The sequence below is a fragment of the Paraburkholderia sp. OAS925 genome, assembly GCF_040543975.1.
GTDB lineage: Bacteria > Pseudomonadota > Gammaproteobacteria > Burkholderiales > Burkholderiaceae > Paraburkholderia > Paraburkholderia graminis.
Window position 1 is genome coordinate 1,284,836 of the sequence record NZ_JBEUNO010000002.1, and the last position, 25,690, is coordinate 1,310,525.

Annotated in this window: 20 protein-coding genes and 2 pseudogenes; 13 read left to right on the plus strand and 9 right to left on the minus strand. The window is 63.2% G+C overall.

The window, feature by feature from the left end:
• The first annotated feature begins 160 nt into the window (after window positions 1-160).
• The 3 genes from acnD to ABIE53_RS24555 all read left to right on the plus strand — a co-directional run bounded on the left by acnD (window position 161) and on the right by ABIE53_RS24555 (window position 4,660).
• Window positions 161-2,758: a Fe/S-dependent 2-methylisocitrate dehydratase AcnD gene (acnD, locus tag ABIE53_RS24545; protein WP_192699398.1), complete on the plus strand. Its 2,598-nt coding sequence runs from the start codon at window positions 161-163 to the stop codon at window positions 2,756-2,758.
• Window positions 2,759-2,784: 26 nt separating this feature from the next.
• A complete protein-coding gene (gene prpF / locus ABIE53_RS24550; RefSeq protein WP_192699397.1) occupies window positions 2,785-3,972 on the plus strand; it encodes a 2-methylaconitate cis-trans isomerase PrpF in 1,188 nt (395 codons plus the stop codon).
• 247 nt (window positions 3,973-4,219) lie between these two features.
• Window positions 4,220-4,660, plus strand: coding sequence for a hypothetical protein (locus ABIE53_RS24555; RefSeq protein ID WP_192699396.1), 441 nt, complete (start codon window positions 4,220-4,222; stop codon window positions 4,658-4,660).
• A gap of 24 nt (window positions 4,661-4,684) precedes the next feature.
• Here the strand turns inward: ABIE53_RS24555 and copM are convergent, their stop codons facing one another.
• Window positions 4,685-5,098: a CopM family metallochaperone gene (gene copM, locus ABIE53_RS24560; RefSeq protein WP_006049142.1), complete on the minus strand. Its 414-nt coding sequence runs from the start codon at window positions 5,096-5,098 to the stop codon at window positions 4,685-4,687.
• 44 nt (window positions 5,099-5,142) lie between these two features.
• A complete protein-coding gene (locus ABIE53_RS24565; protein ID WP_053860767.1) occupies window positions 5,143-5,340 on the minus strand; it encodes a heavy-metal-associated domain-containing protein in 198 nt (65 codons plus the stop codon).
• A gap of 250 nt (window positions 5,341-5,590) precedes the next feature.
• Here ABIE53_RS24565 and ABIE53_RS24570 point away from each other — a divergent pair, with 250 nt between their 5' ends.
• Window positions 5,591-7,180 (plus strand): tetratricopeptide repeat-containing glycosyltransferase family protein, encoded by a 1,590-nt coding sequence (locus ABIE53_RS24570; protein WP_192699395.1) that lies wholly within the window; start codon window positions 5,591-5,593, stop codon window positions 7,178-7,180.
• Window positions 7,181-7,336: 156 nt separating this feature from the next.
• Window positions 7,337-8,344: a zinc-dependent alcohol dehydrogenase family protein gene (locus ABIE53_RS24575; protein ID WP_192699394.1), complete on the plus strand. Its 1,008-nt coding sequence runs from the start codon at window positions 7,337-7,339 to the stop codon at window positions 8,342-8,344.
• Between the two features lie 28 nt (window positions 8,345-8,372).
• Here ABIE53_RS24575 and ABIE53_RS24580 read toward each other — a convergent pair whose 3' ends face one another.
• Window positions 8,373-8,996, minus strand: a complete 624-nt coding sequence (locus tag ABIE53_RS24580; protein WP_192699393.1) for an ABC transporter ATP-binding protein — start codon at window positions 8,994-8,996, stop codon at window positions 8,373-8,375.
• Window positions 8,997-9,501: 505 nt separating this feature from the next.
• Here ABIE53_RS24580 and ABIE53_RS24585 point away from each other — a divergent pair.
• Window positions 9,502-11,420: pseudogene (locus tag ABIE53_RS24585) on the plus strand (AAA family ATPase).
• 21 nt (window positions 11,421-11,441) lie between these two features.
• On the opposite strand, the gene ABIE53_RS24590 reads toward ABIE53_RS24585, so the two are convergent.
• From ABIE53_RS24590 to ABIE53_RS24600, 3 genes and pseudogenes are all read right to left on the minus strand, one after another.
• Window positions 11,442-11,699 (minus strand): hypothetical protein, encoded by a 258-nt coding sequence (locus ABIE53_RS24590; protein WP_029966536.1) that lies wholly within the window; start codon window positions 11,697-11,699, stop codon window positions 11,442-11,444.
• A gap of 75 nt (window positions 11,700-11,774) precedes the next feature.
• A pseudogene (locus ABIE53_RS24595) lies at window positions 11,775-12,951 on the minus strand (acyltransferase family protein).
• A gap of 176 nt (window positions 12,952-13,127) precedes the next feature.
• Window positions 13,128-13,394, minus strand: a complete 267-nt coding sequence (locus ABIE53_RS24600) for a hypothetical protein (RefSeq protein ID WP_192699390.1) — start codon at window positions 13,392-13,394, stop codon at window positions 13,128-13,130.
• Window positions 13,395-13,459: 65 nt separating this feature from the next.
• Between ABIE53_RS24600 and ABIE53_RS24605 the strand changes: the two genes are divergently transcribed.
• Both ABIE53_RS24605 and ABIE53_RS24610 read left to right on the plus strand, forming a co-directional pair.
• Window positions 13,460-14,560, plus strand: a complete 1,101-nt coding sequence (locus ABIE53_RS24605; protein WP_192699389.1) for an OpgC domain-containing protein — start codon at window positions 13,460-13,462, stop codon at window positions 14,558-14,560.
• 2 nt (window positions 14,561-14,562) lie between these two features.
• The gene (locus ABIE53_RS24610) at window positions 14,563-16,260 is read left to right on the plus strand and encodes a tannase/feruloyl esterase family alpha/beta hydrolase (protein ID WP_192699471.1); all 1,698 of its coding nucleotides are present in this window, start codon (window positions 14,563-14,565) and stop codon (window positions 16,258-16,260) included.
• 221 nt (window positions 16,261-16,481) lie between these two features.
• Here the strand turns inward: ABIE53_RS24610 and ABIE53_RS24615 are convergent, their stop codons facing one another.
• Window positions 16,482-16,898, minus strand: a complete 417-nt coding sequence (locus tag ABIE53_RS24615) for a hypothetical protein (RefSeq protein ID WP_181324929.1) — start codon at window positions 16,896-16,898, stop codon at window positions 16,482-16,484.
• A gap of 403 nt (window positions 16,899-17,301) precedes the next feature.
• Here ABIE53_RS24615 and ABIE53_RS24620 point away from each other — a divergent pair, with 403 nt between their 5' ends.
• Together ABIE53_RS24620 and ABIE53_RS24625 are read left to right on the plus strand one after the other, a co-directional pair.
• Window positions 17,302-18,228 carry an ABC transporter ATP-binding protein gene (locus ABIE53_RS24620; RefSeq protein ID WP_006049154.1) on the plus strand — a complete coding sequence of 309 codons (927 nt, stop codon included), beginning with the start codon at window positions 17,302-17,304 and terminating at the stop codon, window positions 18,226-18,228.
• On the plus strand, window positions 18,225-18,986 hold the full coding sequence (locus tag ABIE53_RS24625; protein WP_006049155.1) for an ABC transporter permease: 762 nt from the start codon (window positions 18,225-18,227) through the stop codon (window positions 18,984-18,986). Before ABIE53_RS24620 ends, ABIE53_RS24625 begins: the two co-directional genes overlap by 4 nt.
• A gap of 114 nt (window positions 18,987-19,100) precedes the next feature.
• On the opposite strand, the gene ABIE53_RS24630 is transcribed toward ABIE53_RS24625, so the two are convergent.
• The gene (locus ABIE53_RS24630; RefSeq protein ID WP_006049156.1) at window positions 19,101-20,099 is read right to left on the minus strand and encodes a helix-turn-helix transcriptional regulator; all 999 of its coding nucleotides are present in this window, start codon (window positions 20,097-20,099) and stop codon (window positions 19,101-19,103) included.
• A gap of 176 nt (window positions 20,100-20,275) precedes the next feature.
• On the opposite strand from ABIE53_RS24630, the gene ABIE53_RS24635 reads away from it, so the two are divergent.
• From ABIE53_RS24635 to ABIE53_RS24645, 3 genes are all read left to right on the plus strand, one after another.
• Entirely contained in the window at window positions 20,276-21,199 is a 924-nt protein-coding gene (locus tag ABIE53_RS24635) for an AraC family transcriptional regulator (protein WP_107709039.1), read from the plus strand.
• A gap of 578 nt (window positions 21,200-21,777) precedes the next feature.
• A complete protein-coding gene (locus ABIE53_RS24640; RefSeq protein WP_192699388.1) occupies window positions 21,778-22,203 on the plus strand; it encodes a DUF3830 family protein in 426 nt (141 codons plus the stop codon).
• Between the two features lie 408 nt (window positions 22,204-22,611).
• The gene (locus ABIE53_RS24645; RefSeq protein WP_192699387.1) at window positions 22,612-25,470 is read left to right on the plus strand and encodes a YadA-like family protein; all 2,859 of its coding nucleotides are present in this window, start codon (window positions 22,612-22,614) and stop codon (window positions 25,468-25,470) included.
• Between the two features lie 88 nt (window positions 25,471-25,558).
• On the opposite strand, the gene ABIE53_RS24650 is transcribed toward ABIE53_RS24645, so the two are convergent.
• Window positions 25,559-25,687: an MFS transporter small subunit gene (locus ABIE53_RS24650; protein WP_006049160.1), complete on the minus strand. Its 129-nt coding sequence runs from the start codon at window positions 25,685-25,687 to the stop codon at window positions 25,559-25,561.
• Window positions 25,688-25,690 lie beyond the last annotated feature (3 nt).

Here is a 25,690-nt window from a genome sequence, read left to right on the forward strand (position 1 = left end):
ACGGCCTCGGTTCGATAGCGAACGGAGGCCGCGCTTTCGCAGCCGCGAGCTACACTAGACCGAAGCGCCTGCTTTAAATACCGGAACGCGCCTGCGCTTAGGGCGCGCTCGACGCACGTCGCCGCCTTGTTTGCGCTTCATTACCGATCGTCCCCAAGCCATGAATACTGCCTACCGCAAACGCCTTCCCGGCACCGAGCTCGATTTCTTCGACGCGCGCGCCGCCGTCGACGCAATCCAGCCCGGCGCCTACGACAAGCTGCCGTACACCTCGCGCGTGCTCGCGGAAAATCTCGTGCGACGCTGCGATCCGGTGACGCTCGTCGCGTCGTTGAAACAGATTATCGAGCGCAAACGGGAGCTGGATTTTCCGTGGTTTCCCGCGCGCGTCGTGTGTCACGACATTCTCGGCCAGACCGCGCTCGTCGATCTCGCAGGTTTGCGCGACGCGATTGCCGCGCAGGGCGGCGACCCGGCGCTCGTCAATCCGGTAGTGCCGACGCAACTCGTCGTCGATCATTCGCTCGCGGTGGAATGCGGCGGTTTCGATCCCGATGCGTTCGCGAAGAATCGCGCCATCGAAGATCGCCGCAATGAAGACCGCTTTCATTTCATCGACTGGACGAAGCGCGCGTTCAGGAATGTTGACGTGATTCCGCCGGGCAACGGCATCCTGCATCAGATCAACCTCGAACGCATGAGCCCCGTCGTGCAGGTGCAAGACGGCGTGGCGTTTCCCGATACGCTCGTCGGCACGGACTCGCATACGCCGATGGTCGACGCGCTCGGCGTGATCGCCATCGGCGTGGGCGGACTCGAAGCGGAAAGCGTGATGCTCGGCCGCGCGTCGTATATGCGGCTGCCGGATATCGTCGGCGTGGAGTTGACGGGCAAGCCCGGCGAAGGCATCACTGCAACCGACGTCGTACTGTCGCTCACCGAGTTCCTCCGCAAAGAGAAAGTCGTCGGCGCGTACCTGGAATTTTTCGGCGAAGGCACGACGAAGCTCACGCTCGGCGACCGCGCGACCATCGCCAACATGGCGCCCGAATTCGGCGCGACGGCCGCGATGTTTTATATCGACGAACAGACCATCAAGTATCTGAAGCTGACGGGCCGCGACGACGAACTCGTGACGCTCGTCGAAACGTATGCGAAGCAAACCGGCTTGTGGGCCGACAGCCTCGAGCAAGCCGGGTATGAACGCGTGCTCACATTCGATCTGTCCACGGTCGTGCGCACGCTCGCCGGGCCGTCGAATCCGCATCGGCGCTTGCCGGTCTCGGAGCTGGCCGCGCGCGGCATCAGCGGCAAAGTCGAAAACGAGCCGGGCCTGATGCCGGACGGCGCGGTGATCATCGCGGCCATTACAAGCTGCACGAACACCAACAATCCGCGCAACATGATTGCGGCCGGTCTACTCGCGCGCAACGCGAACCGGCGCGGATTGACTCGCAAGCCGTGGGCGAAGACATCGCTTGCGCCGGGCTCGAAAGCCGTCACGCTGTATCTGGAAGAAGCCGGCTTGCTGCCCGAACTCGAGCAGCTCGGTTTCGGCGTGGTCGCATATGCGTGCACGTCGTGCAACGGCATGTCGGGCGCGCTCGATCCGGTCATTCAGAAGGAGATCGTGGAGCGCGATCTTTACGCGACTGCCGTGCTGTCGGGCAACCGCAATTTCGACGGACGCATTCATCCCTTTGCGAAGCAGGCGTTTCTCGCGTCGCCGCCGCTGGTGGTCGCGTATGCGATTGCGGGCACGATTCGCTTCGACATCGAAAAAGACGTGCTCGGTGTCGATGCCGAAGGCAATGCGGTGACGTTGAAGGACATCTGGCCGTCGGACGAAGAGATCGACGCGATCGTCGCTTCGAGCGTGAAGCCCGAGCAGTTCCGCAAAGTGTATGAGCCGATGTTCGCGGTTTCCGTCGACACTGGAGATAAAGCCGACCCGCTCTACGACTGGCGCCCGACGAGCACGTATATTCGCCGTCCGCCGTATTGGGAAGGCGCATTGGCAGGCGAGCGCACGTTAAAGGCCATGCGTGCGCTTGCCGTGCTCGGCGATAACATCACGACGGATCACCTGTCGCCGTCGAACGCGATTCTGCCGGACAGCGCAGCGGGCGAATACCTCACGAAAATGGGCTTGCCCGAAGAGGATTTCAATTCGTACGCGACGCATCGCGGCGATCATCTGACCGCGCAGCGCGCGACGTTTGCGAACCCGACCTTGAAGAACGAGATGGTCGTGGTGGACGGCAAGGTGAAGGCCGGTTCTCTCGCGCGCATCGAGCCCGAGGGCAAGATCACGCGCATGTGGGAAGCCATCGAAACGTATATGGAGCGCAAGCAGCCGCTCATCGTGATCGCGGGCGCGGATTACGGTCAGGGTTCGTCGCGCGACTGGGCCGCGAAAGGCGTGCGCCTCGCCGGCGCGGAAGCGATCGTTGCCGAAGGCTTCGAGCGCATTCACCGCACGAACCTCGTCGGTATGGGCGTGTTGCCGCTCGAGTTCAAGCCGGGCGTGAACCGCATCACGCTCGCGATTGACGGTACCGAGACTTTCGACGTGGTCGGCGAACGCAAGCCGCGCGCGGACCTGACGCTGGTGATTCATCGCCGGAGCGGCGAGCGCGTCGAGGTGCCGGTGACGTGCCGGCTCGATACCGCCGAAGAGGTTTCCATCTACGAGGCCGGCGGCGTGTTGCAGCGCTTTGCGCAGGACTTTCTGGAGTCGTCGCGAGCGGCGGCTTGATCACGATTTCGTTTAAGGACACTTTCATGGCGCATCAACCGCAAATCAGGATTCCGGCCACGTACATGCGTGGCGGCACGAGCAAGGGCGTGTTTTTTCGCTTGCAGGATTTGCCCGACGCGGCGCAAATGCCCGGCGCCGCGCGCGACGCGCTGCTGCTGCGCGTGATCGGCAGTCCTGATCCGTATGGCAAGCAGATTGACGGCATGGGCGGCGCGACGTCGAGCACCAGCAAGACCGTGATCGTCGGCAAAAGCAGCAGGCCCGATCATGACGTGGATTATCTGTTCGGCCAGGTGTCGATCGACAAGCCGTTTGTCGACTGGAGCGGCAACTGCGGCAATCTGTCGGCGGCGGTCGGACCGTTCGCGATCAGCGCGGGTCTGGTCGACGCGAGCCGCATTCCGCGCGATGGCATCGCGACCGTACGCATCTGGCAGGCGAACATCGGCAAGACGATCATTGCGCATGTGCCGATGACGGGCGGCGCGGTGCAGGAAACCGGCGACTTCGAACTCGACGGCGTGACGTTTCCGGCTGCGGAAGTGCAGCTCGAATTCATGGACCCGGCCGCGGAAGAAGACGGCGCGGGCGGCTCGATGTTTCCGACGGGCAATCTCGTCGACGACCTGGACGTGCCGGGCGTCGGCACGTTGAAGGCGACGATGATCAACGCCGGCATTCCGACCATTTTCGTGGATGCGGAAGCGATCGGCTACAAGGGCACGGAGTTGCAGGACGCCATCAATAGCGATGAAAAAGCGCTGGCCATGTTTGAGACAATTCGCGCTCATGGCGCGCTGCGTATGGGACTCGTTAAGAATTTGGACGAAATCGCGACGCGGCAGCACACGCCGAAAATCGCGTTCGTCGCGCGGCCCGCTGATTACGTGTCGTCGAGCGGCAAGCGGATCAATGCGGGCGATGTCGATTTGCTTGTGCGCGCAATGTCGATGGGCAAACTGCACCACGCGATGATGGGCACGGCGGCGGTCGCAATCGGCACGGCGGCGGCGATTCCGGGCACATTGGTGAACCTGGCGGCCGGCGGCGGCGAGCGCGAAGCCGTGAGATTCGGGCATCCGTCGGGCACGCTGCGAGTCGGGGCCGAGGCGGCGCTCGCAGGCGGCGAGTGGGTCGTGAAGAAGGCGGTAATGAGCCGCAGCGCGCGCGTGTTGATGGAAGGTTGGGTGAGGGTGCCCGCGGCTGTTTAGCCGTGCGACGTATCTCGGATTTGTGCGTCGATGGACGATCGCGGCTGCCAGGCTAAACGAAATAATTCGGGTGACGAAACATCGTCATATTTAGCTTGCCTGGTTGTACTTTCACGGCTCGGTACTCGCTATAATCAACAGCCCGTTGAAGAACAACCGATGACCAGGTTTGACCGCCTGCGATCGTAACCGCATCGTCCAGCAGCAGGATGCGGGCGACCCACTGATGTCTTAGAGAGATCGCACAATGAGTAAGAACAAGAAGCCGCCGCAAGCCGATTCTCGCCCGCCTGTCGATGCTCTCCAGTACGAAAAGCTCGCGTTGTCGGCTTTCCATTTCTGTGACCGGCAGATGAGCAAACTGGATACGCTGGTTGCACTTGCGTCCACGATATGTAGGAATCCTGCCGTCACGGCCGACGAGCGCCACCGTCAGCAGAGCATGCTCGAATTACTCGTCAGTACTGGCGAGCAGTATCGGCAGGAACTCGCGTGCGACCGCGAATTGTTCCAGGTTATCGGACTGGATGCAAAGGGAGTTGCCCGCAAGCGCATCACGGCGAGCCATGCCGCGCGCCTGCTGCAGGAGGCCGCGAACAGCGCGGCCGCCGAGCAGGCGGAGTCGGCAGACGACGCGTTGGCGGACGACATGGAAGCCGGTTCCGGAGCGGGCGCCACCCAGCACTGAGCGGCTCCGTCCTCGCCTGCGAGACTACTTCGCGCCGTGTTTCGCCTGCCAGCGTTGCATGAAGGCGATCTCTTCGTGCTGCGCCTTGATGATGTTCCTGGCAAGGCGCTTCAGTTCGGGGTCCTTGCCGTACTTGAGCTCGACCTGCGCCATGTCGACCGCGCCCTCGTGGTGCGGGATCATGTGCGCGACGAAGTCCTTGTCGGCGTCGCCGGTGTAGGCCGGCGCGCTCATGTTCTTCATCATCTTGTCGTCGGCGGCCTTGAATGCCGGCGTCGAGTCGCCCGAGCCGGCATCGGCCGGTGAGGACATGTCCATGCCGGGCATGGACGCCGTGTGCTGCGCATGGGCAGGCACGGCGGCAACGGCGCATGCGAGGCCGGCGGATACCGATACGCATAGGACACGAAGCGGGCGAAACGCGCGAAATTTGTTCATAGTCGATTCCCGTTTAAAAGCTCTTTCGAGCGAAACATACATGATCAGTTTTTTATCGACGGATGAAAGCCCGCCGCTTCGATCGCCTCGATCAGTTGCGTGGCCGGCAGCGTCGAAGCAATCTTGACGATTTTTGTGGACACGTCGATGTCGACGGCCGCAGCCGGATCGACACCGGTGAGCGCGCGAGCGATCGAGTTGGCGCAGCCGCCGCACGACATATCTTTCACCGCTAATTCCAGTTCCATTTCGAATCTCCTGAGATAAATCTCAGGGCGATCTTGGACCTTCCCACGGGGGTAAGGTCAAGTCCGTATCCCGGCGTTTTTACTTTATTGCTGACGCCAATGTGCGCGTCCGATTCGGAACGGTCCTACACAAGCTCGCGCGCGGGGCATCGATAATCGACGCAGCTCGCAGCAACGCAGCGTTCGCAGCCCGCGCCCGGGCAACGCCTCCACGGTTCATCAACGCAATCTCATTCTTGCGATCATGCAAAGCCCAACTCCGCTGTCATCTGAAGTCTCGTCTGAAGTCATCTCGCTCTGGTTCAACGAGGCGGAGGAGGCGCGCGTCGCAGGCCGGCTCGATACGGCGCAGGCGCTGCTCGACCGGATCATCATGCACGATTCGACGCACGCCGGGGCTCTTTATGCGCGTGGGCTGGTGGCGCTCGCGTCGGATCAGCTTCCGTTGGCGCAGCGCTGGATCGAGCGCGCGATCGAAGTCGAGCCGCAGCCGCCGTTCTTCGACATGCTGTGCCTCGTCCAGATCAAGCTGCGCATGTTCGCGAGCATCGCACAGACCGCGAAGGCGGGACTTGTCCATCAGCCGGATTCGCTCCCGCTTCACTACTACCTGGGCGTGGCGCTGCAATTGCAAGGGCGTGCCGACGAGGCCGCGGCTGTGTATCGGCGTTTGATCGAGCTGAAGCCGGACTACGCGCAGGCGCATGCGAACCTCGGCGTCGTCGTCAAGGATCTGGGCTCGTTGAGCGACGCGGAGCGGCATATCAGGCAAGCCATCGCGCTTGATCCCGCGAATCGCGGTGCGCGCGCGAGTCTCAGCCTGGTGCTGCTCGCGGCAGGCCGCTACGAAGAGGCGTGGCCGTACTTCGAGGAGCGCACCGCGAATTTCGTCGATGCTCGCGGGCAGCCCGCGTCGCAGGCGCCGCAACTGCCGTTGCCGCAATGGAAGGGCGAGCGCCCCGACGCGGTGGGCGGCGCGCATGGTCTCAACGCGAGCGGCGCGCGTCTGCTGGTGTTGCCCGAGCAGGGCCACGGCGACAGCCTGCAATTCGTGCGTTATCTGCCGCTCGCGCTCGAACGCTTTGCCCAGGTGGGCTATATCTGTCCGCCGTCGTTGCGGCGGCTTTACGAAGAGTCGTTGTGCGCCCGCTGGCCAGGTCTCGTGATGCTCGACGACGTCATGCCGGACATCAGCCAATGGGACTGGCAATGTCCGTTGATGTCGCTGCCGCGCGCGTTCGGCACGCGCCTCGACAACATTCCAGCCGACGCGTATCTGTACGCGGACCCGCAGCGCTCCGCGACCTGGCGCGCGAGACTCGACGCGTTGCCGCAACAAGGGCTGCCGCGCGTCGGCGTCGTGTGGGCGGGCGGTCACTCGGGGCTTACCGAAGACCGCGCACGCAGTCTGAGCTCGGCGCAAATGGCGCCATTGTTCGCGTCGTCGCCGCTTCGCTGGATCAGCTTGCAAAAGACCGACGACCTCGCGAAGCGTCCGAGCGCCGCCACGAAACCGTACTTGACCGACTGGATGGATGAAGTCGCGGACTTCGCGGACACCGCGGCGATTATCGACAACCTCGATCTGGTCATTTCCGTCGATACGTCTGTGGCGCATCTCGCCGCTGCGATGGGCAAGCCGGTCTGGCTGCTCAATCGCTTCGCCGGTTGCTGGCGCTGGCTGCGCGATCGCGAAGACAGTCCGTGGTATCCGGGCGTGCGCATCTTCACGCAGCCGGAGCGGGACAATTGGACGGACGTCATCGCGCGTATCGCGGACGAGTTGAAGCGTCGTTATGAACTGGGCAAGACCTACGGCTCTTTTGTGCGCTAGTGGGGTGGCATCGCGCGTTCACGTTGGCCCGGTAGAACACAGATAAACGCACAGTTCGCGATGCCGCGCTCGCCGACATGCAACACCTGCTTGCGATATTCTTTGGCGAAGCAGGGCGCGCGTCGAGCGCCTGACAAAACCTAAAGGAGCCGCGATATGAAAGCCGTCAAGATTGGTTCACCCGCCAGCGTCGATAGTCTCCAGGTCGTCGATATCAGCGATCCTGGACAGCCCGGCGCGGGCCAGCTTCGGGTTCGCATTCACGCGAGCTCGTTGAACTTCCATGACTATGGCGTCGTCAGCGGCGTGCTGCCCGCCGAGGCCGGGCGCATTCCGATGGCGGACGGCGCGGGCGTCGTCGAGGCGGTCGGCGCAGGCGTCGACGGATTCAAGGCCGGCGATCACGTGGTGTCATGTTTCTTCCCGTTCTGGGAGAACGGCCCGCCCGCCATCGGCGATTTCACGACCACACCGGGCGACGGCGTCGACGGCTATGCGCGTGAAGTCGTCGTGCTGCCGAGCCAGTATTTCACGCATGCGCCGCAGGGTTATAGCCATGCCGAATCCGCGACGCTGACGACCGCGGGGCTCACCGCGTGGCGGGCGCTCGTGGTCGACGGTCAGTTGAAGGCGGGCGCCACGGTGCTCGTGCTCGGCACCGGCGGCGTGTCGATCTTCGCTTTGCAGCTTGCGAGAGCCATGGGCGCGTCGGTCATCGCGACGTCTTCATCGGATGCGAAGCTCGAGAAGCTGCGCGCGCTCGGCGCCGATCATACGATCAACTACCGCGACAATCCCGAATGGGGCAAGGAAGTGCGCTCGCTGACCGGCGGACGAGGCGTCGATCATGTGATCGAAGTGGGCGGTCCGGGCACGTTGCCGCAGTCGATCACGGCGTGCCGGATCGGCGGGCATATTGCGCTGATCGGCGTGCTGACGGGTCGCGCCGGCCCCGTGCCGACCGCGGCGCTGATGGCGCGGCAACAGCGGCTGCAAGGCTTGATCGTCGGCAGCCGGCAGGACCAGCGCGATATGGTTCGCGCGCTCGAAGTGACGGGCATCAAGCCGGTGATCGACAGCACGTTCGAACTCGCGCAACTCGCGGATGCGTTCAGGCACGAGGCGTCGGGTGCGCACTTCGGGAAGATCTGCGTGTCGATTTGAGCGCGGCGCGGTGCACGGGCCGCCAGGTTTAGCCGCGCTGCGCGAGATCGGCAAACGTGATGCGGCTAGCCGCGCAGGCTTCAGTGAACGCCTCGTCATAGCTCGAGAAAAACACCGTGCGAGTTTGGGCGAGTGTCGTGAAGAGATCGACCAGCACGGCGCGCGCGGCGGCGTCGAGTCCACCTACGGGCTCGTCGGCGATCAGCACGCTGGTTTCGCCGAGCATCGCCGACGTCAGAAAGAACTTCTTGCGCGTGCCGAACGACATCTGTTCGAAGCGCTTGTCCATATGCGGCGTGAGCCCGAAACGATCGGCGAGCGTCAGCGTGGCGTCGCTGACGCTCGCGTTGCGCGCCGCGGCCACGCGCTGCAAGTACTCGCGGCCGGCCGGATCGGGCGACGGCATGCAATCCTCCGGCACGTACGTCAAAAGCGACCTGGCGGCGACGGGCGCCGCGTTCACCGAATGGCCACCGACCCAGACATCGCCGGAATCGGCTGCGAGCGCGCCGGCGAGAATCGCGAGCAAGGTGGATTTGCCGCTTCCCGACTCGTCGTTGAGCGCGACGCAACCGGCGGCGGAGTCGTGATGCAGTCCCGCGAAAACGATGCGGTCGTTATAGCGCTTGCTGAGGTTTTCGAATCGAAGCATAAGTTGTGGCGTGTTGAATGTGCTTGCCGCGCAAGGCGATGTCGTCGTCTGCGGGATCAAGCATGAAGAATGGCGAAGCCTAACAAAAAAATGCGCGCGGTCCAGAAACGAATAATCAGGAACAACTGACCGATCGCCGCTCGACAGCGCATGACAAAAAATAGGGCGGGTTGAAAATGATAGGTCTACAGAATACACGGCCTTTTTTACGCTGCTAAACTGTGCGCCGGAGCAGTTTTCTACCGCATCTCATGCGCGGCTTGCGCCCTATATTCCGCCTTCATCAAACGGCGGGATAGGCGGTAGAAACAGGCCTTTTCTGCGATTTGGAAGAAGCAGCCGCACGGCATACTGGCTCGTACGCGACTGGTAAAAGGGATGCATGGTTGGGCATCCTCTCTTCCGGGCAGGCGTGGCGTCGCGAAAGCCGATTCCTCTCCCAACCGCTCATCCTCTGATTTGACATGTATTAGGGCTCGCTCGGGCCTGTTTTTGGAAGTGACTCATGAAGCCGGGAAAGAACTCGCTTGAGAAAAGACGTGCGCGCAAAATCACCGTGGCGGCTGTGGCCGCGCTCATTGCATTCGTGCTCGCATTCAGTTTGTGGCATTACCAGCAGCGCTCGGCGCAGGTTGCGCCCGCGCTAACCGGCGTCGCGAGTCAGATGCGGCACACGATACGTCCGCGTGGACGCGCGAGGAGAAAGACGCGTCGCAAATGCTGCGCGACATTCATGACGCGAACGTTGCGGCGATCGGCGTGAGTCCGAGTGCGATTCTCGTGTCGAAGCGCGACGGTTCGAAGTACTTCGTGACCGACCACAACGCGACGTTCTCGCATGCGCTGCTGCTTGGCGAACCTAAAACCGGCGACGCCGCTTCCTATCAGCTCGTGTGGTTGCCCGACGCAGACATTCGCACGGGCGGCTCGCGCTGGCTTCAGGTGTTCGACCAGACGCGCGACGTAATCAGCCTGCTTCTGCCGCTACTGCTGATCGGCGGCATGGTGTGGTTCATGCGCCGCGAAATGCGCGGCGGCGCGTCGCTGTTGACGAAGGCGCCCACGCTGCGCTTCGACGACGTGATCGGCGCGAACGAAGCGAAGGCGGCGCTCGCGGACATCCGCGGTTATCTGTCGAGCCCGAAGCAATTCACGTCGATGGGTGTGCGCGCGCCGTGCGGCATTCTGATGGTGGGCGGTCCAGGCGTCGGCAAGACGCGGCTTGCGCAGGCGCTCGCCGGCGAATGCGGCGCGAACTTCATCTCGATCACCGGCAGCTATTTCAGCGCGAAGTATTACGGCGTCGGCATCCAGAAGGTCAAGCACCTGTTCGAAATGGCGCGCAAGAATGCGCCGACGGTGATCTTCATCGACGAAGCCGACGGCCTCGCGAAGCGCACCGACACAGGCGGCGGCCCTGTCGAAGCCGAGAGCAACCGCATCATCAATCAGTTGCTCGCGGAAATGGACGGTTTCGCTTCGAACGAAGGCGTGATCATCGTCGCGGCCACGAACCATCCCGACAATCTCGACGAAGCATTGCGCCGGCCGGGCCGTTTCGATCGCACGGTGCAGGTTCGCCTGCCGGATCGCGAAGACCGCGCGAAGATTTTCCGCTTCTATGCGGAGAAGCTGAAATCGAAAGCGGCGGACATCGACTACGATCAGCTCGCGCGTCTGACCACGGGCCTGTCACCCGCGACCGTCGCGATGGTCGTGAACCAGGCGGGGCTCGTCGCGCGCAAGGCCGGCGACACGGAAATCGCGGCGAAGCATTTCATCGAGGCGATCAAGATTGCGCGTATCGGCGACGTGAGCGGCGCCGAGCGCGCGCTGACCGAAGACGAACGCACGCGCATCGCCGTGCACGAAGCGGGGCATGGTCTCGTGGCCGCGCTGCTCGGCACAGGCGTACTCGAAGAAGTCACGATTTTGCCGCGTGGCGGCGCGCTCGGCGTGGCGCTGATCACCAAGGCGCAGGACAAGCATCTGTACCGCGAGACCGAGATCCGCAACGAGATCAAGGTGCTGCTCGGCGGGCGCAACGCGGAAATTCTAGCGTTCTCCGAAGCGTCGAGCGGAGCGGCTTCAGATTTGCAGGAGGCTTCGCGCATCGGCCTCGACATGGTGTCCAAGTTCGGCTTTAACAGCGACGGCAATCTGTTCAGCCTCGCCGCGTTGCCTTCGCAATACGCGGGTCTTCAGATGAAGAGCGCGATCGAGCAGGCGAACGTGCTGCTGAAGGAATTGAACGAGCAGTGCTATGGCCTGCTGCATGCGTACGAGCCGGTGCTGCGCGCTATCGCCGACGAACTTCTCGAGCACGAAACGGTGCCTGGCGAGACGGTGTATCGGCTGATCAGGGAGCATAAAAGCACGCTGAAGATCGTGCACGAGCAGGAGCCTGAGCCGGAAGCCGCGTAAAGGCGGATAAGCCGACGCGCGCTAGGCGAAGTCGGATGGCCCCGGCGGCGGAACGCCCGGAGGCGTCTCCGTTTCGCCCAAAGGGTCGCGCTTCGCTTCGTCGTCATCCGATGGCGGCGTTTCGCCTTTCTCGGGCAGCGGCTGATCAAGCCCCGGTTCGACCGGCGTCGGGATTGCATCGCCGATAGGCTTTGAGACCTCGGTGGGTGGACCGCCGGGGTCTTTTGTTTCGTCTGGCTTCTGGTCGTGCTCGTTCGGGCTATCGGGCTGAGTGGCCACGGCGCATCTCCAGTTGATTGCAGTCACGACAGGCAGGCAGCAATGCGCGTGCCCAAGGGGTCGACTTCGACAACCTCAAGCGACCTCGGAAGCCGCATCATCGTCTGTCAGCACGCGCGCGCCGCGTTTATCGTGCTGCGGCGCTGCAGACTTTGCGTTATCCACCGAAACCCCCCGCGTCTTCAATCGAAGAATCGGCTCCTCGATCAGCCGCCATGACAGCAGCGCGAGCCCGAGCGAGATGCCGAACGACGCCGCAATTCCCAGCGTATGCGCCCACAGCGGCACCGCACCGCCGAACAACGCCTGCGCGCGATGGTTGCGGGTCAGGTCGGGAATCAGGTTGTGATACAGATAGAAGCCGTAGCTGATCCGCCCGAGCCCCGCGAGCCAGCGCGCTTCCAGCAGACCCACGACGACCGCATTGCGGCAGCATGCAATCGAACACACGAGCGCCGCGATGCATACCCGTACCGTACACGGCATTGACGACGGTGAACAGCAGCGGATCGTGCAACTCGCTCCACACCGGCTCGCTCGCGCAAAAGCCCACGAGACAAACGCTCAACGCAAACAGCGTGGCGCCGTGGCCGAGCCACGCACGCACACCGGCTGCGTTGCCGGCGACCATCAGGCCGCCCATTCCGCCGAGCGCCAATAGCCAGAAGTTGCTCAACGGATGCGTGTAGATCGTGATCTCCTGCCAATGCCCGGCGCGCATCGCGAAGAGCGCAACGAGTCCCGTCGCCGCGATCATCACGCACGCGACGAAATGGCGGCGCGCGGCAAGCAGCAACAGCAGCGGCGCGACGACGACATAGAACTGCTCCTCGATCGCGAGACTCCACAAATGCGAGTAGCGCCCTGGCCAGTAATGCAACACTGAGCCGATCCAGAAGTTCGACAGATAAGCGAAATGAAACGGCATGCCGCTCGCCAGTTCCGGACTCGCGATGCCGAAGAGCATCAGCACGCACATCACGGTCAGCATCAGGTAATAAGTCGGGAAGATGCGCAACGTGCGGCGAAACAGAAAACGCTTCAGCTCCACGACGAACCCGCTGCCGTTTTCTTCGATGCGAAGCCGTTGTGCCGAGAGAATGCCGATAATCAGAAAGCCGCTCAGCGCAAAGAAGATCCATACGCCGAGATGGCCTATTTCGCCGATGTCGCCGAATAGCCGGTGCTGAAGAAAGACCATCAGGACTGCAATGGCGCGCAGTCCGTCGAAGCCGGCAATTCTTTTGTTCATGTGAGTGTCTTCCAATGCGAAGGCGGTGCGCGTGCGCGAACCGTTCAGGTCGGTAATGGAAGGACCGGTGCCGCGTGAATGACCGGGCAGGCGTATCCGGTCCACATGAGTGGCCGCCGTGCGGAGCATCGTTCGAGCGGGACGCGCGAACTCCGACGGTCGTGCATGAAACCATCCTACGATGAAAAAAAGCGAAAAAAATCGCACACCGCAATGCGCGGATTTTTTTCGGCGGCAATTACCGGTGCATTCGCAAATAGCTGTGAAAGCCGCAAAACTTGCCGCGCATCGAATGCCATTTCCATCGCGAATTCTGAATTGCGTGAATCGCCGTAATCGCGCCAATCGCCTGAATCACAATTACCGCTTGCCGACAGCGCGATTTCAGATTGCCACCGCGCCACTGCAAACAGGAGGCTGCCTGTCAGCGTGCATGAACTCATCGCACGACGCCGCCCCAAACGTTATATCGTGCTGTGTTGCTGGATAACCTTGCTGCGAGAACCGAATGGACATTCGCCGCGGACGCTCCGTCGAAGTCGACTTCTTTCGCGGGGTCGTGCTGATCGTCATCGTGCTCGATCACATGCCGGGCAGCACGCTTTCGCATCTGATGCTGCATGCGTACGCGTTGTGCGATTCGGCGGAAGTGTTCGTGTTTCTCGGCGGCTATGCGTCGGCGGCGGCTTATACGGCGGTGCTCGCCACGCGCGGCGAGAAGGCCGCTAATCTGCGCTTCGTGCTGCGTTGCTGGGAAATCTACCGCGCCTATCTGTTGACGGCGCTGCTCACGCTGCTTTCGGGCGCGGTGCTCGCGTTCCTCAATCTGAATCACGCGATGATCGAACTCACCGGCTGGTCGCCTTTCGCCGCGGAGCCGCTGCATCAGGTGCTTGAAATCGCGGTGTTGCGCCGGCAGCCGTATCTATCGAGCGTGCTGCCGATGTACGTCTTTTACGCGCTGCTGGTGCCGGCCATGGTGCCGCTGGCCATGCGCTCGCGCGTGGCGGCGCTGGCCCTGAGCGCCGCCGTATGGTGGCTCGCGCGGCCGCTTGCGGCGCTTCTAAGCATTGACGACATCGCCGACTGGGCTTTTAATCCGTTTGCGTGGCAACTGATGTTCGTGCTCGGCATCGTGTGCCGCCTGGCGCCGGTCAGCGAGCGCTTTCATGCAGGGAAGGCCGCTCGCTGGTTGACGTGGGCGGCCGTCGCCGCCGTGCTCGCGTTTGCCGCGGTTAAACTTTCCGTGCTGACGCAGCCTTTGCCCGGCACCCTTAAACAGAATCTTTCCGTGGACCGCGTGATCAATTTCATCGTCATAGCATGGCTTGCCGCGCGGCTCGTGCGCTTGGGCAGCATCGCGCGGCTTGCGCAGCGCCTGCCTGCTGTCGTTACCGTGGGGCGCACGGGGCTCGTGTGTTTTGTCGGCGGCACGCTCGTGTCCCTGATCGTCGATACGGCGACGCCTCACATGTTTCATGGCTTTCGCGGCGTGCTGATCGGGCTGGCCGGCGATGTCGTCGCGATCGGCGCACTGCTGATTCTTGCGCGCGGCTGGCACGGATGGAAAGGGCAGCAACTGCGCGCGGCAGCGAGCGGGGCGCGTTGAGGATGAGGGCGCGCTCGCGCCGCACGGCTGTTCCGCGAGCTTCGCGGCTACGCGCATTAGCAATCTCGGTCGCAATAGCGGCCACGCTTGCCGGCGTGCTGTTCGGACCCGGCTCGCGTACGGTGCTCGCCGCGCAAAAGGAGGCGCCGCTTTCGATGCGTTGCGCCGAATTCGCGGGCGCCGTCTTGCCTCCGGAACTCATCGCATTGCCGACTGCGGGCGCGCAGATCGAGAGCGCGTCGATGGTCGGCGCGACCGCGCCGGGCAATCAGCAGGGCGGCGAATACTGCCGCATCACCGGGCGCATCAAGGCGGCGAAGCCGACCACGCCCGACATCCGCTTCGACCTGAATCTGCCGCGCCACTGGAACGGCCGCGCGCTGCAAGTGGGCGGCGGCGGCTATAACGGCGTGGTGGTGAGCGGCGTCGGCGTGATGCCGTTTTCACCGGATCGCGCGCCGCTTGCGCAAGGCTATGCGACGTTCGGCGACGATTCCGGGCATGTGGGCGATTCGTCGTTGGCGGTGTTCGGTCTCGTCGACGAAGCCGTGACGAACTTCGGCTACGCGCATCTGAAGAAGACACACGACGCCGCGCTTGCGTTGATCGCGCGCGCTTATGGGCGGCCGCCGCAGCGCATGTATTTCGCCGGCGGCTCGACGGGCGGCCGCGAAGGCTACACGGTGATGCAGCGCTTTCCCGACGACTACGACGGCGTGATCGCCAATTCGCCGGCACTCAATTTTTCCGGCGTGCGGCTCATCGGCGTGAAGGTCGGCCAGGCCGAATATGCGACGCCGGGCGGCTTCATTCCACCGCTGCTGCTGGATCATGTGTATCGACGAACGCTTGCGGTTTGCGACCGGCTCGACGGCGCCGCCGACGGCATCGTGAGCGACGTCGCCGCATGCCGGGAGCATGAAGCGGAGATCGTCGATTCGTTGCGTTGCGCGGGGCACACATTCTCACGCGACGAATGCGTCAACGAGCCGCAACTCGCTACGTTGATGGTGCTGCGCGATGGTTTGTCGCTGCCGTACAAGCTCGCCTGGAACGTCGGCGGCTATCGCGGTTACAACGTTTTTCAGGGCACGTATTTCGCCGGTTCGCTGGGCCTCGGGCACCAGGCGGAGCGGCTCCCGACGCCGAGATTCTTCGCCAACGGTTACCTGTTTGCGCAGGGCGACGGCTATGTGCGTTACTTCGTTGCACACGACGCGGACTTCGACTCGCTGAAGTTCGACCCGCAACGTCCCGGCAAATATCGCACGCAATTGATCGCGCTGTCGCAGACCATCGGCGCAATGAACACGGACCTCGCGCGCTACATGGCGCGCGGCGGCAAGCTCATCACGCTGCAAGGTCTCGCGGACGAAGTCATCAGCCCCAATCAGACGATTGCCTACCGTCAGGCGCTCGTCGATCGTTACGGTGTGGACGAGGTCAACCGTTTCATGCGTCTGTACATGGTGCCGGGGTTTCAGCATGGCAGCGGCGCGTTCGTGCCGTCGGTGGATCTGCTTGGCGCGCTCGATAGCTGGGTCACGCGCGGCGCATCGCCGGAAACGTTGATCGCCACCGACATCGCCGCCGCAACCAATGGACGCTCGCGACCGTTGTGCCGCTATCCGACGTTTCCGCGTTACGCGGGCAAGGGCAATGTGAATCTCGCGAGCAGCTTCGTATGCGCGGAGCCGTGACGGCGAGCCGTAAAGCGAAGCGCGACTTCTTTACATTGGAGCCGTTGCAAAATCCACCATCGACGCTGGAGCATTGCAAGCGCTCTGATTGCGGGTGAAAAAACAAATGGACGGCGATGCCGTCAAGCGGCGCCGCCGTCCATCTTTCCTCGCGCTCTTAAATCAGGGCCTCGAATTCATACGACTGCCCCGGCCCGAGCGCGAGTCTTCCCTTAACGTGATTACTGCCCGTTCTGCATCGTACCGTTAGTACCGCTCGTGCCGCTGCGGGTACCGTTGCTCATGCTGCCGCTATTCGAACGGTTCGTGGTTGCGCTGTTCGGCGATGCGCCGGTGCCCGTGCCCATGCCGCCGCCGGTGCCGGTCACGCCCGGCGAGCCATAGCCGGAATCGCCGGGGTGCTTCATCGTGCCGGGGCCGACGCCTGGCGCCGCGGTGCCGCCCGCGCCGCCCGTCGTGCCGCCGCCGGCGCCCACGCCGTTACCGCCGCCCGAGCCGCCCGCACCCGCTGCCGCACCACCGCCGCCCATGCCGCCGCTACCGCCGGCACCGGCACCGCCGCCCGCTTGTGCAAAGGCTCCGCCCGAGAGTGCCATTACGAGCGCTGAAGCAAAAATCGTTTTGGTAAAGCGTTTCATGGTTCATCTCCATAGAGTCGATTGATGTCACGCGAGCGCCTTGCACTCACATGAACAAACTGCCGCAAGCACTGTGCCTTGGATGCCGGCGCGACGCGCACGGGCGCAGCAGCACGGCTGAAATCGAGCACGCGGCGTTCCCGGGACGGTGGCGGCGGGAGTCTGCTGGGCGATCGGGGAACGCTGCGGGAGACGACGCGCATCGCGCCCATATCGTTACGGAAACCGAACTATCTTGCGCTGCAGCGAAACGGCTCGGCGATGAGTTCGGCGGTACGCGACTTCCCGTAGACTTCGATCCGTTGCGCTGCAGGCTTTCGCAGTTTCCATTACATTGCGGGTGCGGCCGCGCTTGCGCGTCATTTCATCCACTTAAACAACGGTGTCTGCCATCGTCGAATCCATGCAGCCAATCGTCTCAGTCACGAATCTGTCGAAAACCTATGCAAGCGGTTTTCAGGCGCTCAAAAACATCAACCTCGGGATCAACCGCGGAGAAATCTTTGCCCTCCTGGGGCCAAACGGGGCGGGCAAGACCACGCTCATCAGCATCATCTGCGGCATTGTCAACGCTAGCGAAGGCAGCGTGATGGTGGACGGCCGCGATATCGCCGCCGACTATCGCGGCGCGCGCTCGCTGATCGGCCTCGTGCCGCAGGAACTCACCACCGATTCGTTCGAAACCGTCTGGGCGACCGTCTCGTTCAGCCGCGGCCTGTTCGGCAAGCCGAAGAATCCCGCGCATATCGAGAAGGTGCTGCGCGATCTGTCGCTGTGGGAAAAGCGCAATAGCAAGATCATTACGCTGTCGGGCGGCATGAAGCGGCGCGTGCTGATCGCGAAGGCGCTGTCGCACGAACCTCGCGTGCTGTTCCTCGACGAACCCACGGCCGGTGTCGACGTCGAATTGCGCCGCGATATGTGGAAGCTCGTGCGTTCGCTGGCGGCAAGCGGCGTGACGATCATCCTGACCACGCACTACATCGACGAAGCGGAGGAAATGGCGGACCGCATCGGCGTGATCAACGGCGGGGAGATCATGCTCGTCGAAGAGAAGACCGAACTCATGCGCAAGCTCGGCAAGAAGCAATTGACGCTGCAACTGGAGAGCCCGCTCGACGCACTGCCGCCCGCGCTCGCCGGCTACGGGCTCGATGTCGCCAAAGGCGGCAACGAACTGATCTACACGTATGAAGGCGACGGCGGCCGCACGGACATCATCGCGCTGCTCAAGGCGCTCGACGACGCCAGCATCCGTTTCAAGGACCTGCACACCACGCAGAGTTCGCTTGAAGACATCTTCGTGAGCCTGCTTCGAGGTAATCAATGAACATCTACGCCATTCGCGCGATCTACAAGTTCGAGATGGCGCGCACCTGGCGCACGCTGATGCAAAGCATCATCGCGCCGGTGATTTCCACGTCGCTTTACTTTGTCGTGTTCGGCGCGGCCATCGGCTCGCGTATCAAGGAAGTGGACGGCATCAGCTACGGCGCGTTCATCGTGCCGGGGTTGATCATGTTGTCGCTGCTGTCGCAAAGTATTTCGAACGCGTCGTTCGGCATTTACTTTCCGCGCTTTACCGGCACCATCTACGAGTTGTTGTCCGCGCCCGTGTCGTATCTCGAGATCGTCGTGAGTTATGTGGGCGCGGCGGCCACCAAGTCGATCCTGCTCGGGCTCATCATTCTCGCCACCGCGGGCCTGTTCGTGCCGCTGCAAGTGCAGCATCCGTTCTGGATGATCCTGTTTCTCGTGCTGACCGCGGTCACGTTCAGTCTGCTCGGGTTCATCATCGGCATCTGGGCGGATAGCTTCGAGAAACTGCAACTCGTGCCGCTGCTGATCATCACGCCGCTGACGTTCCTCGGCGGGAGCTTCTATGCGGTGAACATGCTGCCGCCGTTCTGGAAGATCGTGACGCTGTTCAATCCGATCGTCTATCTGGTGAGCGGATTCCGCTGGAGCTTCTACGGTCTCGCGGATGTCAACGTCGAAATAAGCCTCGCCATGACGGCGCTCTTTCTCGCGGTGTTTCTTGCGATCGTTGCGTGGATCTTCAAGACGGGCTACCGGTTGAAGAGTTAGGCGCAAAGCGCACGAATTAAAAAAACGGCGTGGCGGCGGGAAGCCGCCACGCCGTTTTCGTGGCCTGCCTGCACTACGTGCGTGCTCCGTGCGTACTCCGCGTACTACCCGCGGCTACGACACGTAAGCCTTCGCGACGTTGATCAGTTGCACGCGATTGCGCACATTGAACAACTGCCGCAAGCGGCGCAGATGGTAGTCCACATTGTGCGGCGACAGCCCGAGGAAATACGCGATTTCCTTGTCGCGCTGCCCCTGAACCACCGCCTTCAGCACTGCGTGCTGCAACTCGCTCAATGTCACGCGATGCTGCTGCGCGGGCGTCATGCCGATCACGCTCTTCGCGTGCGTCCAGATGAACTCATGAATCGTGTGCGCGAACATCAGCGTTTCGGCCACGATCGATTCGGTCATCCAGCGCGGATTGGCGATCTCCGAGTTAAAGCACAGGCTCGCGCTCAGTTCCGGCTCGGGCAGCGGCATCTGCGTGAGAATGCCGCTCTTGCGCCCGGTTGCCTCCAGCATGTCGATCAGCCCGCCGAGCCGCTCGCTGCGCATTTGCGCACGCGGCAGATCGGCGCGCATGTCGACCGTGTTCCAGAGGAACGGCATGCCGGTCGGCGATGCGAGCGCCACGCGCGGATCGAGCTCGAAATAACGCTCGCGGAAATAGCGCGTGAGCCAGCTTTGCGACTCGTAGCTTGTCAGCACGAACATGGTCTTGCGATGCGCCGACGTGCGCGTGGCCGTATAGCTGAACGAGTTGAAGCCCAGTTGCCTGATGCGCTGCCGCACGAATTCGATGCGGTCCTGCGCACTGCCGAAACGCACCAGCGGACTGATGACCGGCGCGCGCCGCGCGGCCGGCGCGGGCGTGCCGATCTCTTCCTCGGTGAACAGCGTGAGGAAGCCTGCGGGCGCCGCGCCTGTTGCCGCGCGGCCAGATACGATCGATGCTTCAGCCGCGTGGGCTGACTTCGCGGCCTGCCGCGTACCGGCCGGGTAGGCCGGTTGTGCGGTGACCGCTGGGTTGTATGCTGCCGACGCATGGCCGGCTTCGCCCTGCGGCGAACCGGTCAGCCAATGCGGCAGCGTATCGCATTCGTGTTCCATGAAACGGTAGCTCCGGCGTTCGAAACGCGTGAAAGACGACAACCTGAATGATTAGCTATTTCCAAAAATTACGGTAGCCGGTTCCTTGCTATCATTTTTGCGATCTTGCGCTGACAGCCGACCGGCCACGCGGGTTTGACGGGTTTCTCTCTTTTGCATACGGCACCTCCTTGGGAATGGACGTGAAGACACGAATTCCAAAGCTGACAACGACGCTTGCCTACGACCGCTACATGGCGGGCCAGAAACTGGTGTCGAGCGTGGATCGCCCGTGGCGGCATCTGGTGTTGCGCTCCTATCTCGAGCCGGACGAGCAGGAACTGCTGGAAGCGCCCGGCCTGCAGGACCTCACGCTGATGACGCTGGCAAGCGGCGCCGAGCATCTCGAGCGCAATCTGAACGGGCGCTGGGAAAGCGCCGAACTGCGAGTGGGCGAACTCTGGTATGTGCCGCCCGCGCCGATTTCCTGGCGCTGGCGTTCGATCAGCGATGAGCCGCTGTCGACCGTCCATTTACATATCGAGCGCAGTCTGATCGACAGCGTCGCAGATCAGATGGAGCTTGGCGGGTCGTGCCGCGAACTGTCGCTCGGCGACGCGATGCGGTTTCATGATCCGCTGGTTGCCGCGATGCTTTCTGCATTGCATCGCGCCGCCAGTGATCCGGCCGACTCGCGCCTGTATGTCGATGCGCTGGTTCACGCGCTCGCCGCGCATCTTCTTCAACATTATTCGCGCGGCCGGGAAGCGGGCACGGCGCGCTTAGATCAACCCGAACGGCTGGTGCCGCGCCGCATCCGGCGTGTAACCGATTACATCCGGGCGAATCTCAGTGCCGACCTGACCATCGGCGAACTTGCCGCGCAGGCCGGCTTAAGCAGCTTCCACTTTGCTCGCGTGTTCCGCCGCGAAACCGGCGAAACGCCGCATCAATACGTGACGCGCTTGCGACTCGAAGAAGCGGCCAGGCTCTTGCGTTCGACCGATCAGACCGTGCAGCAGATCTCAATTGCGGTTGGTTACGAGAATGCCAGTCATTTCTCCGTGCAGTTCAAGCGTGATTACGGCGTGACGCCGCTGGCTTACCGGTTGCGCGGCTGACGTGCGGACCGTGCGGCAGCCAACGCTTGCGCCGGTAAGCGATCAGCAACGGACAAGCAGCCGACCAGCAAAATGGCCAGTTCAGCCTCAGACAGGTTATTGGACAAGGGCCGGCAACGGCCGGCAACACTAGGCAACAGCGGCAACAGCCGGTGATGGACGGCGTCCGCTGCGCTCGCCGCTGCGAGCGGTGCCCTCCGATGCATGGCGGCGCTGCGCCTTTCGTTCGCGCTTGGTTTGGCGGCCGGCCGGACTGCGCCACGCAGGAAGAAGCGAAGCTGGAAGCCGTCTGTAGGAATCACGCACCTTTCGAAGTGTGCTGTGCATTGCGCGGCTTGCAAACTACGAACTTTCGTGGCGCGACAACCTGCAAAGCTGGCATGGCCATGCTATGTCGACTCACGCACGGTCCGATTGGCGCGTGGCGCTTGCGGTCGAACTGGCCTGACCGGGCCCGCGCGAACTGTATCTGTCGAACCCTTGCACGGCACGACAGAATGACCAGCCCACGGCTTGGCCCGAGCCGCGTCTGACCGACCACTTCATCCAACATTCACCGTCATACCGGATATCAAGCGATGACCCGACTTCGAATCACCTCCTGCGGCCATGTCTTTATCGCCGAAACGAACCCCGACGCGCCGCAAACCGTGGCCGCTTTCCTGAAGCTGTTGCCGTACCGGCAGAAGATCATCCACGTACGCTGGAGCGGCGAAGGCTGCTGGGTGCCGCTCGGCGAATTCAAGCTCGAGAACGACGGCGCGGCGGTCGGCTTCGAAAATCACACGAGCCATCCGTCGGTCGGCGACATTCTGTTTTATCCGGGCGGCTATAGCGAAACCGAAATTCTGATCGCCTACGGCTCGTGCTGCTTCGCGAGCAAGATGGGACAGCTCGCGGGCAACCACTTCCTGACCATCGTCGAAGGTAAGGAGAAGCTGCGCGAAGTCGGCGTCCAGGTTTTGTGGGAAGGCGCGCAAGACGTGCTGTTCGAAAAGATCTGAGCATCGCCGGGCGTTTTTCGGACGCCCATGCAAGTTGCACGCGCGGCGTCTGCGTCGCGCGTTCATGCTTTGATTGCGAGCCGGCATCGACGGGCTCGCATTTCCTCCATGCCGGTTCTCGGCCACTCTCAGCATTCGACTAAAAACGCTTAATCGTCCGCATTTGGAATTAAGAGCTTTGGCAGTTTTCGTCTGAATCGCACTATGCCATTTAGCTAATTAAAGCTAAAAAATCGCTTTTAGGATTAATCGTATTCGCGAACCGCGGACGCGGTTGCACACTCGTCGCTCCAGCCTTGTTGGCCAAGTAAAAGCGCAGTGCGTCCTGAGTCTGTTTAGTCGATCAAATACTTAGGATGGCATAAGAAAAGTCTCGGCAAGAGACAGTAAATAAAAAGAATAGGAGGAATGTTGAACAAGACCTATAAAGCGGTATGGAATGAAGCGAGGCGCGTCTATGTGGCCGCATCGGAAGTCACGAAAAGCGGGGGTGCGAAGTGCGCTTCGGTATGCTGGGCGCTGGCCGCCGCGGCGGCGGGCTTGCTCGGCGCGCTGGTGTTCGCGCAACCGGCCGGCGCCCAGGAGTGCGCGCCCTCCGGCTGCCCGAATGTCGCCGACGCGCTGTTCTACGATAGCGACGCGCACGACAGCGCGACGCTCGGCAATGCGGGCACACCGGTCAGAGTGACGAACGTCGCCCAAGGCGCGCTCAACGCCTACAGCACGGACGCGGTAACGGGCGCGCAACTGCACGCCACGAACGATGCCGTCTCGCAGAACGCGGCAAGCATCTCGGACCTCGCGGGCAACATCGAAAGCGGTCAGACAGGACTCGCGCGGCAGGACCTGGGCACGCGCAATCTGAGCATTGGCGCGGGCACCGATGGCGCGTCCGTGGACTTCACCGGAACCGGCGGCCCGCGCGAACTGCGCGGCGTCGCGGCGGGGACGACTGCTCAATCGGCGGTCAACGTTACGCAGCTTAAGGAAGTCGTGTCGACGCTCGGCGGCGGCGCGTCGGTGAGCGCGAGCGGCTCGACCGTCGGCCCGCGGTACTACATGCAGTCGGGCACGCAAACCACCGTCGGCGGCGCGCTGAGTTCGCTCGATACCGGCATCGCCACGCTGCAGTCGCAAGTCGTGTCGGGCAGCATCGGTCTCGTCAAGCAGGACCTCGGAACGCGCGACATTCTGATCGCGCCGTCGTCGACGGGTATCCGGATGAACGTGGCCGGCCTGAACGGCAACCGCACGCTTACAGGGCTCGCGCGCGGCGCGATCGACGCGTCCAGCAGCGACGCGGTCAACGGCGCGCAGCTTTACGGCAATGCCGCGAGCGTGGCGGCCGCGCTCGGCGGCCAGGCGGCGGTCAAAGCGGACGGCACGGTCAAGCCGCCGCTTTACACCATCGGCGGAAACACGTTTGGCGACGTCGGCTCGGCGCTCGCGGCGGCCGTCAACACGAGCGTGACAACCAGCACCACGGCGAGTGCCGCAGCAAGCGCGAAGGCGATTGCAGCGGCCACGGCGGACTCCGTCCAGTACGACTCCGCCGCGCACGACACCCTGACGCTCGGCAACGCCGGCGCGCCGGTCCGCGTGACCAACGTACGCGCCACGAGGCTGGACAGCGACAGCCTGGACGCGGTGAACGGCGGCCAGCTGTTCGCGACCAATCAGGCGGTGGCGCAAAACGGCGACAACATTGCAAGCCTGGATCGGCGCGTCGGCAGCAACGCGAGCGACATTTCGAATCTCGACCAGCGCGTGAGCGTCAACACGACGAAAATCGCCGGCCTCGACACGCGCACTACAGCGCTCGAGGGCAACGTGACGAACGTCGCGAAGCAGATCACGAACGGCGAGATCGGGCTGGTTCAGCAGGACCTGACCTCGCGCGTCATTAGCGTCGGGCAAGATGCAGGCGGCGCGCGCGTGGACTTCGCGGGCACGAGTGGCGCGCGTCAATTGACCGGCGTCGCGGCGGGCCTGGCCGACACGTCCGCGGTCAACTTTGCGCAGTTGAGGCCGGTGGTCGCCGGGCTTGGCGGCGGCGCGCAGGTCAATATCGACGGCTCCGTGACCGGCCCGTCGTATCACGTGCAAGGCGGCACGCAGAAGAACGTCGGCGACGCGCTCGATTCGCTCGACAGCGGGCTCAGCACACTGCAGCAGAACGTCCAGCAGGGCGGCGCCGGCATGGTGACGCAAGACCCGTCTTCGCGCGTCATCAAGATCGGCGCCTCGACCGACGGCCGGGCGATCAATGTGGCGGGCACGCAGGGCAACCGCGTCGTCACCGGCGTCGGACGCGGCTCGCTCAACGCGGCGAGCACCGACGCGGTCAACGGCTCGCAACTGTTCGCGCAAGCCGCGAGCACGGCGACGGCGCTCGGCGGCGGCTCGACGGTGAACGCGGACGGCTCGGTCAGCGCGCCTTCGTACAAGGTGGGCGGGCAGGTCATCAACAACGTCGGCGGCGCGCTCGGCAATCTCGACGGCCGCGTCACGCAAAACAGCAACGACATTGCGGGTCTGCAGAACACGGTTGGCCGCATCAACGGAACGGTGGCGAATGCCGTTCAGTACGACAGTTCCGCGCACGACAAGATGACGCTCGGCGGCACGGCGGCGAATGCGCCGGCCGTGCAGTTGACCAACCTGAAGAACGGCGAAGTATCGGCAACCAGCAGCGATGCGGTAACCGGCGCGCAGCTCTGGCAAACCAATCAGCAGATCAGCAGCATCGACCAGACCGTCAGAAACTATGCGACGAGCGGCAACGGCTATACGGCCGTGAACAGTTCCGCGAGCGCGCCGCAGGCAACCGGCAACGGTTCTGTGGCGGTCGGCGGCGGAGCGAAAGCGTCGGCGGCGAACACCGTCGCGCTGGGCGAAGGTTCGGTCGCGGATCAGCCGAACACGGTTTCCGTCGGCTCGTCGGGTAACGAGCGCCGCATCACGAACCTCGCCGCAGGCCAGGCGCCCGGCGACGCCGTCAACATGCAGCAGTTCCAGGGCGGCATGGGCGATCTGGCGCGGCGTGCGTATGCGGGAACGGCGTCCGCGATGGCAATGACCATGGTCCCCGAAGTCGACGCGACGAAGAACCTCGCCATCGGCGTAGGCACGGCGGGTTACATGGGTTATCAGGCGGTGGCCGTGGGGCTGTCGGCGCGCGTCGCGCAGAACTTCAAGGTGAAGCTGAGCGCGGGCATAAGTTCGGTGACCACGGCGGTCGGCGCCGGCGCCGCTTATCAGTGGTAGCAAGGGAAGCCAGCCGGCGAGAACTGCCGGCGGCAAATCGAAGGCGCCCCGCGCGCCCCGCGGTGCGGGCGGCGGGGCGCGGGTACGCTTACTGGAACAGCTTCATCGCTTGCGATAGCGTGTTGAACACGCCCCACGCGAGCGGGATCATCACGTACAGCCAGAAGACGGCGATCTTGACCTTGTTGGTCGGGTGCACGGGTTCAATGGTCGACATGCG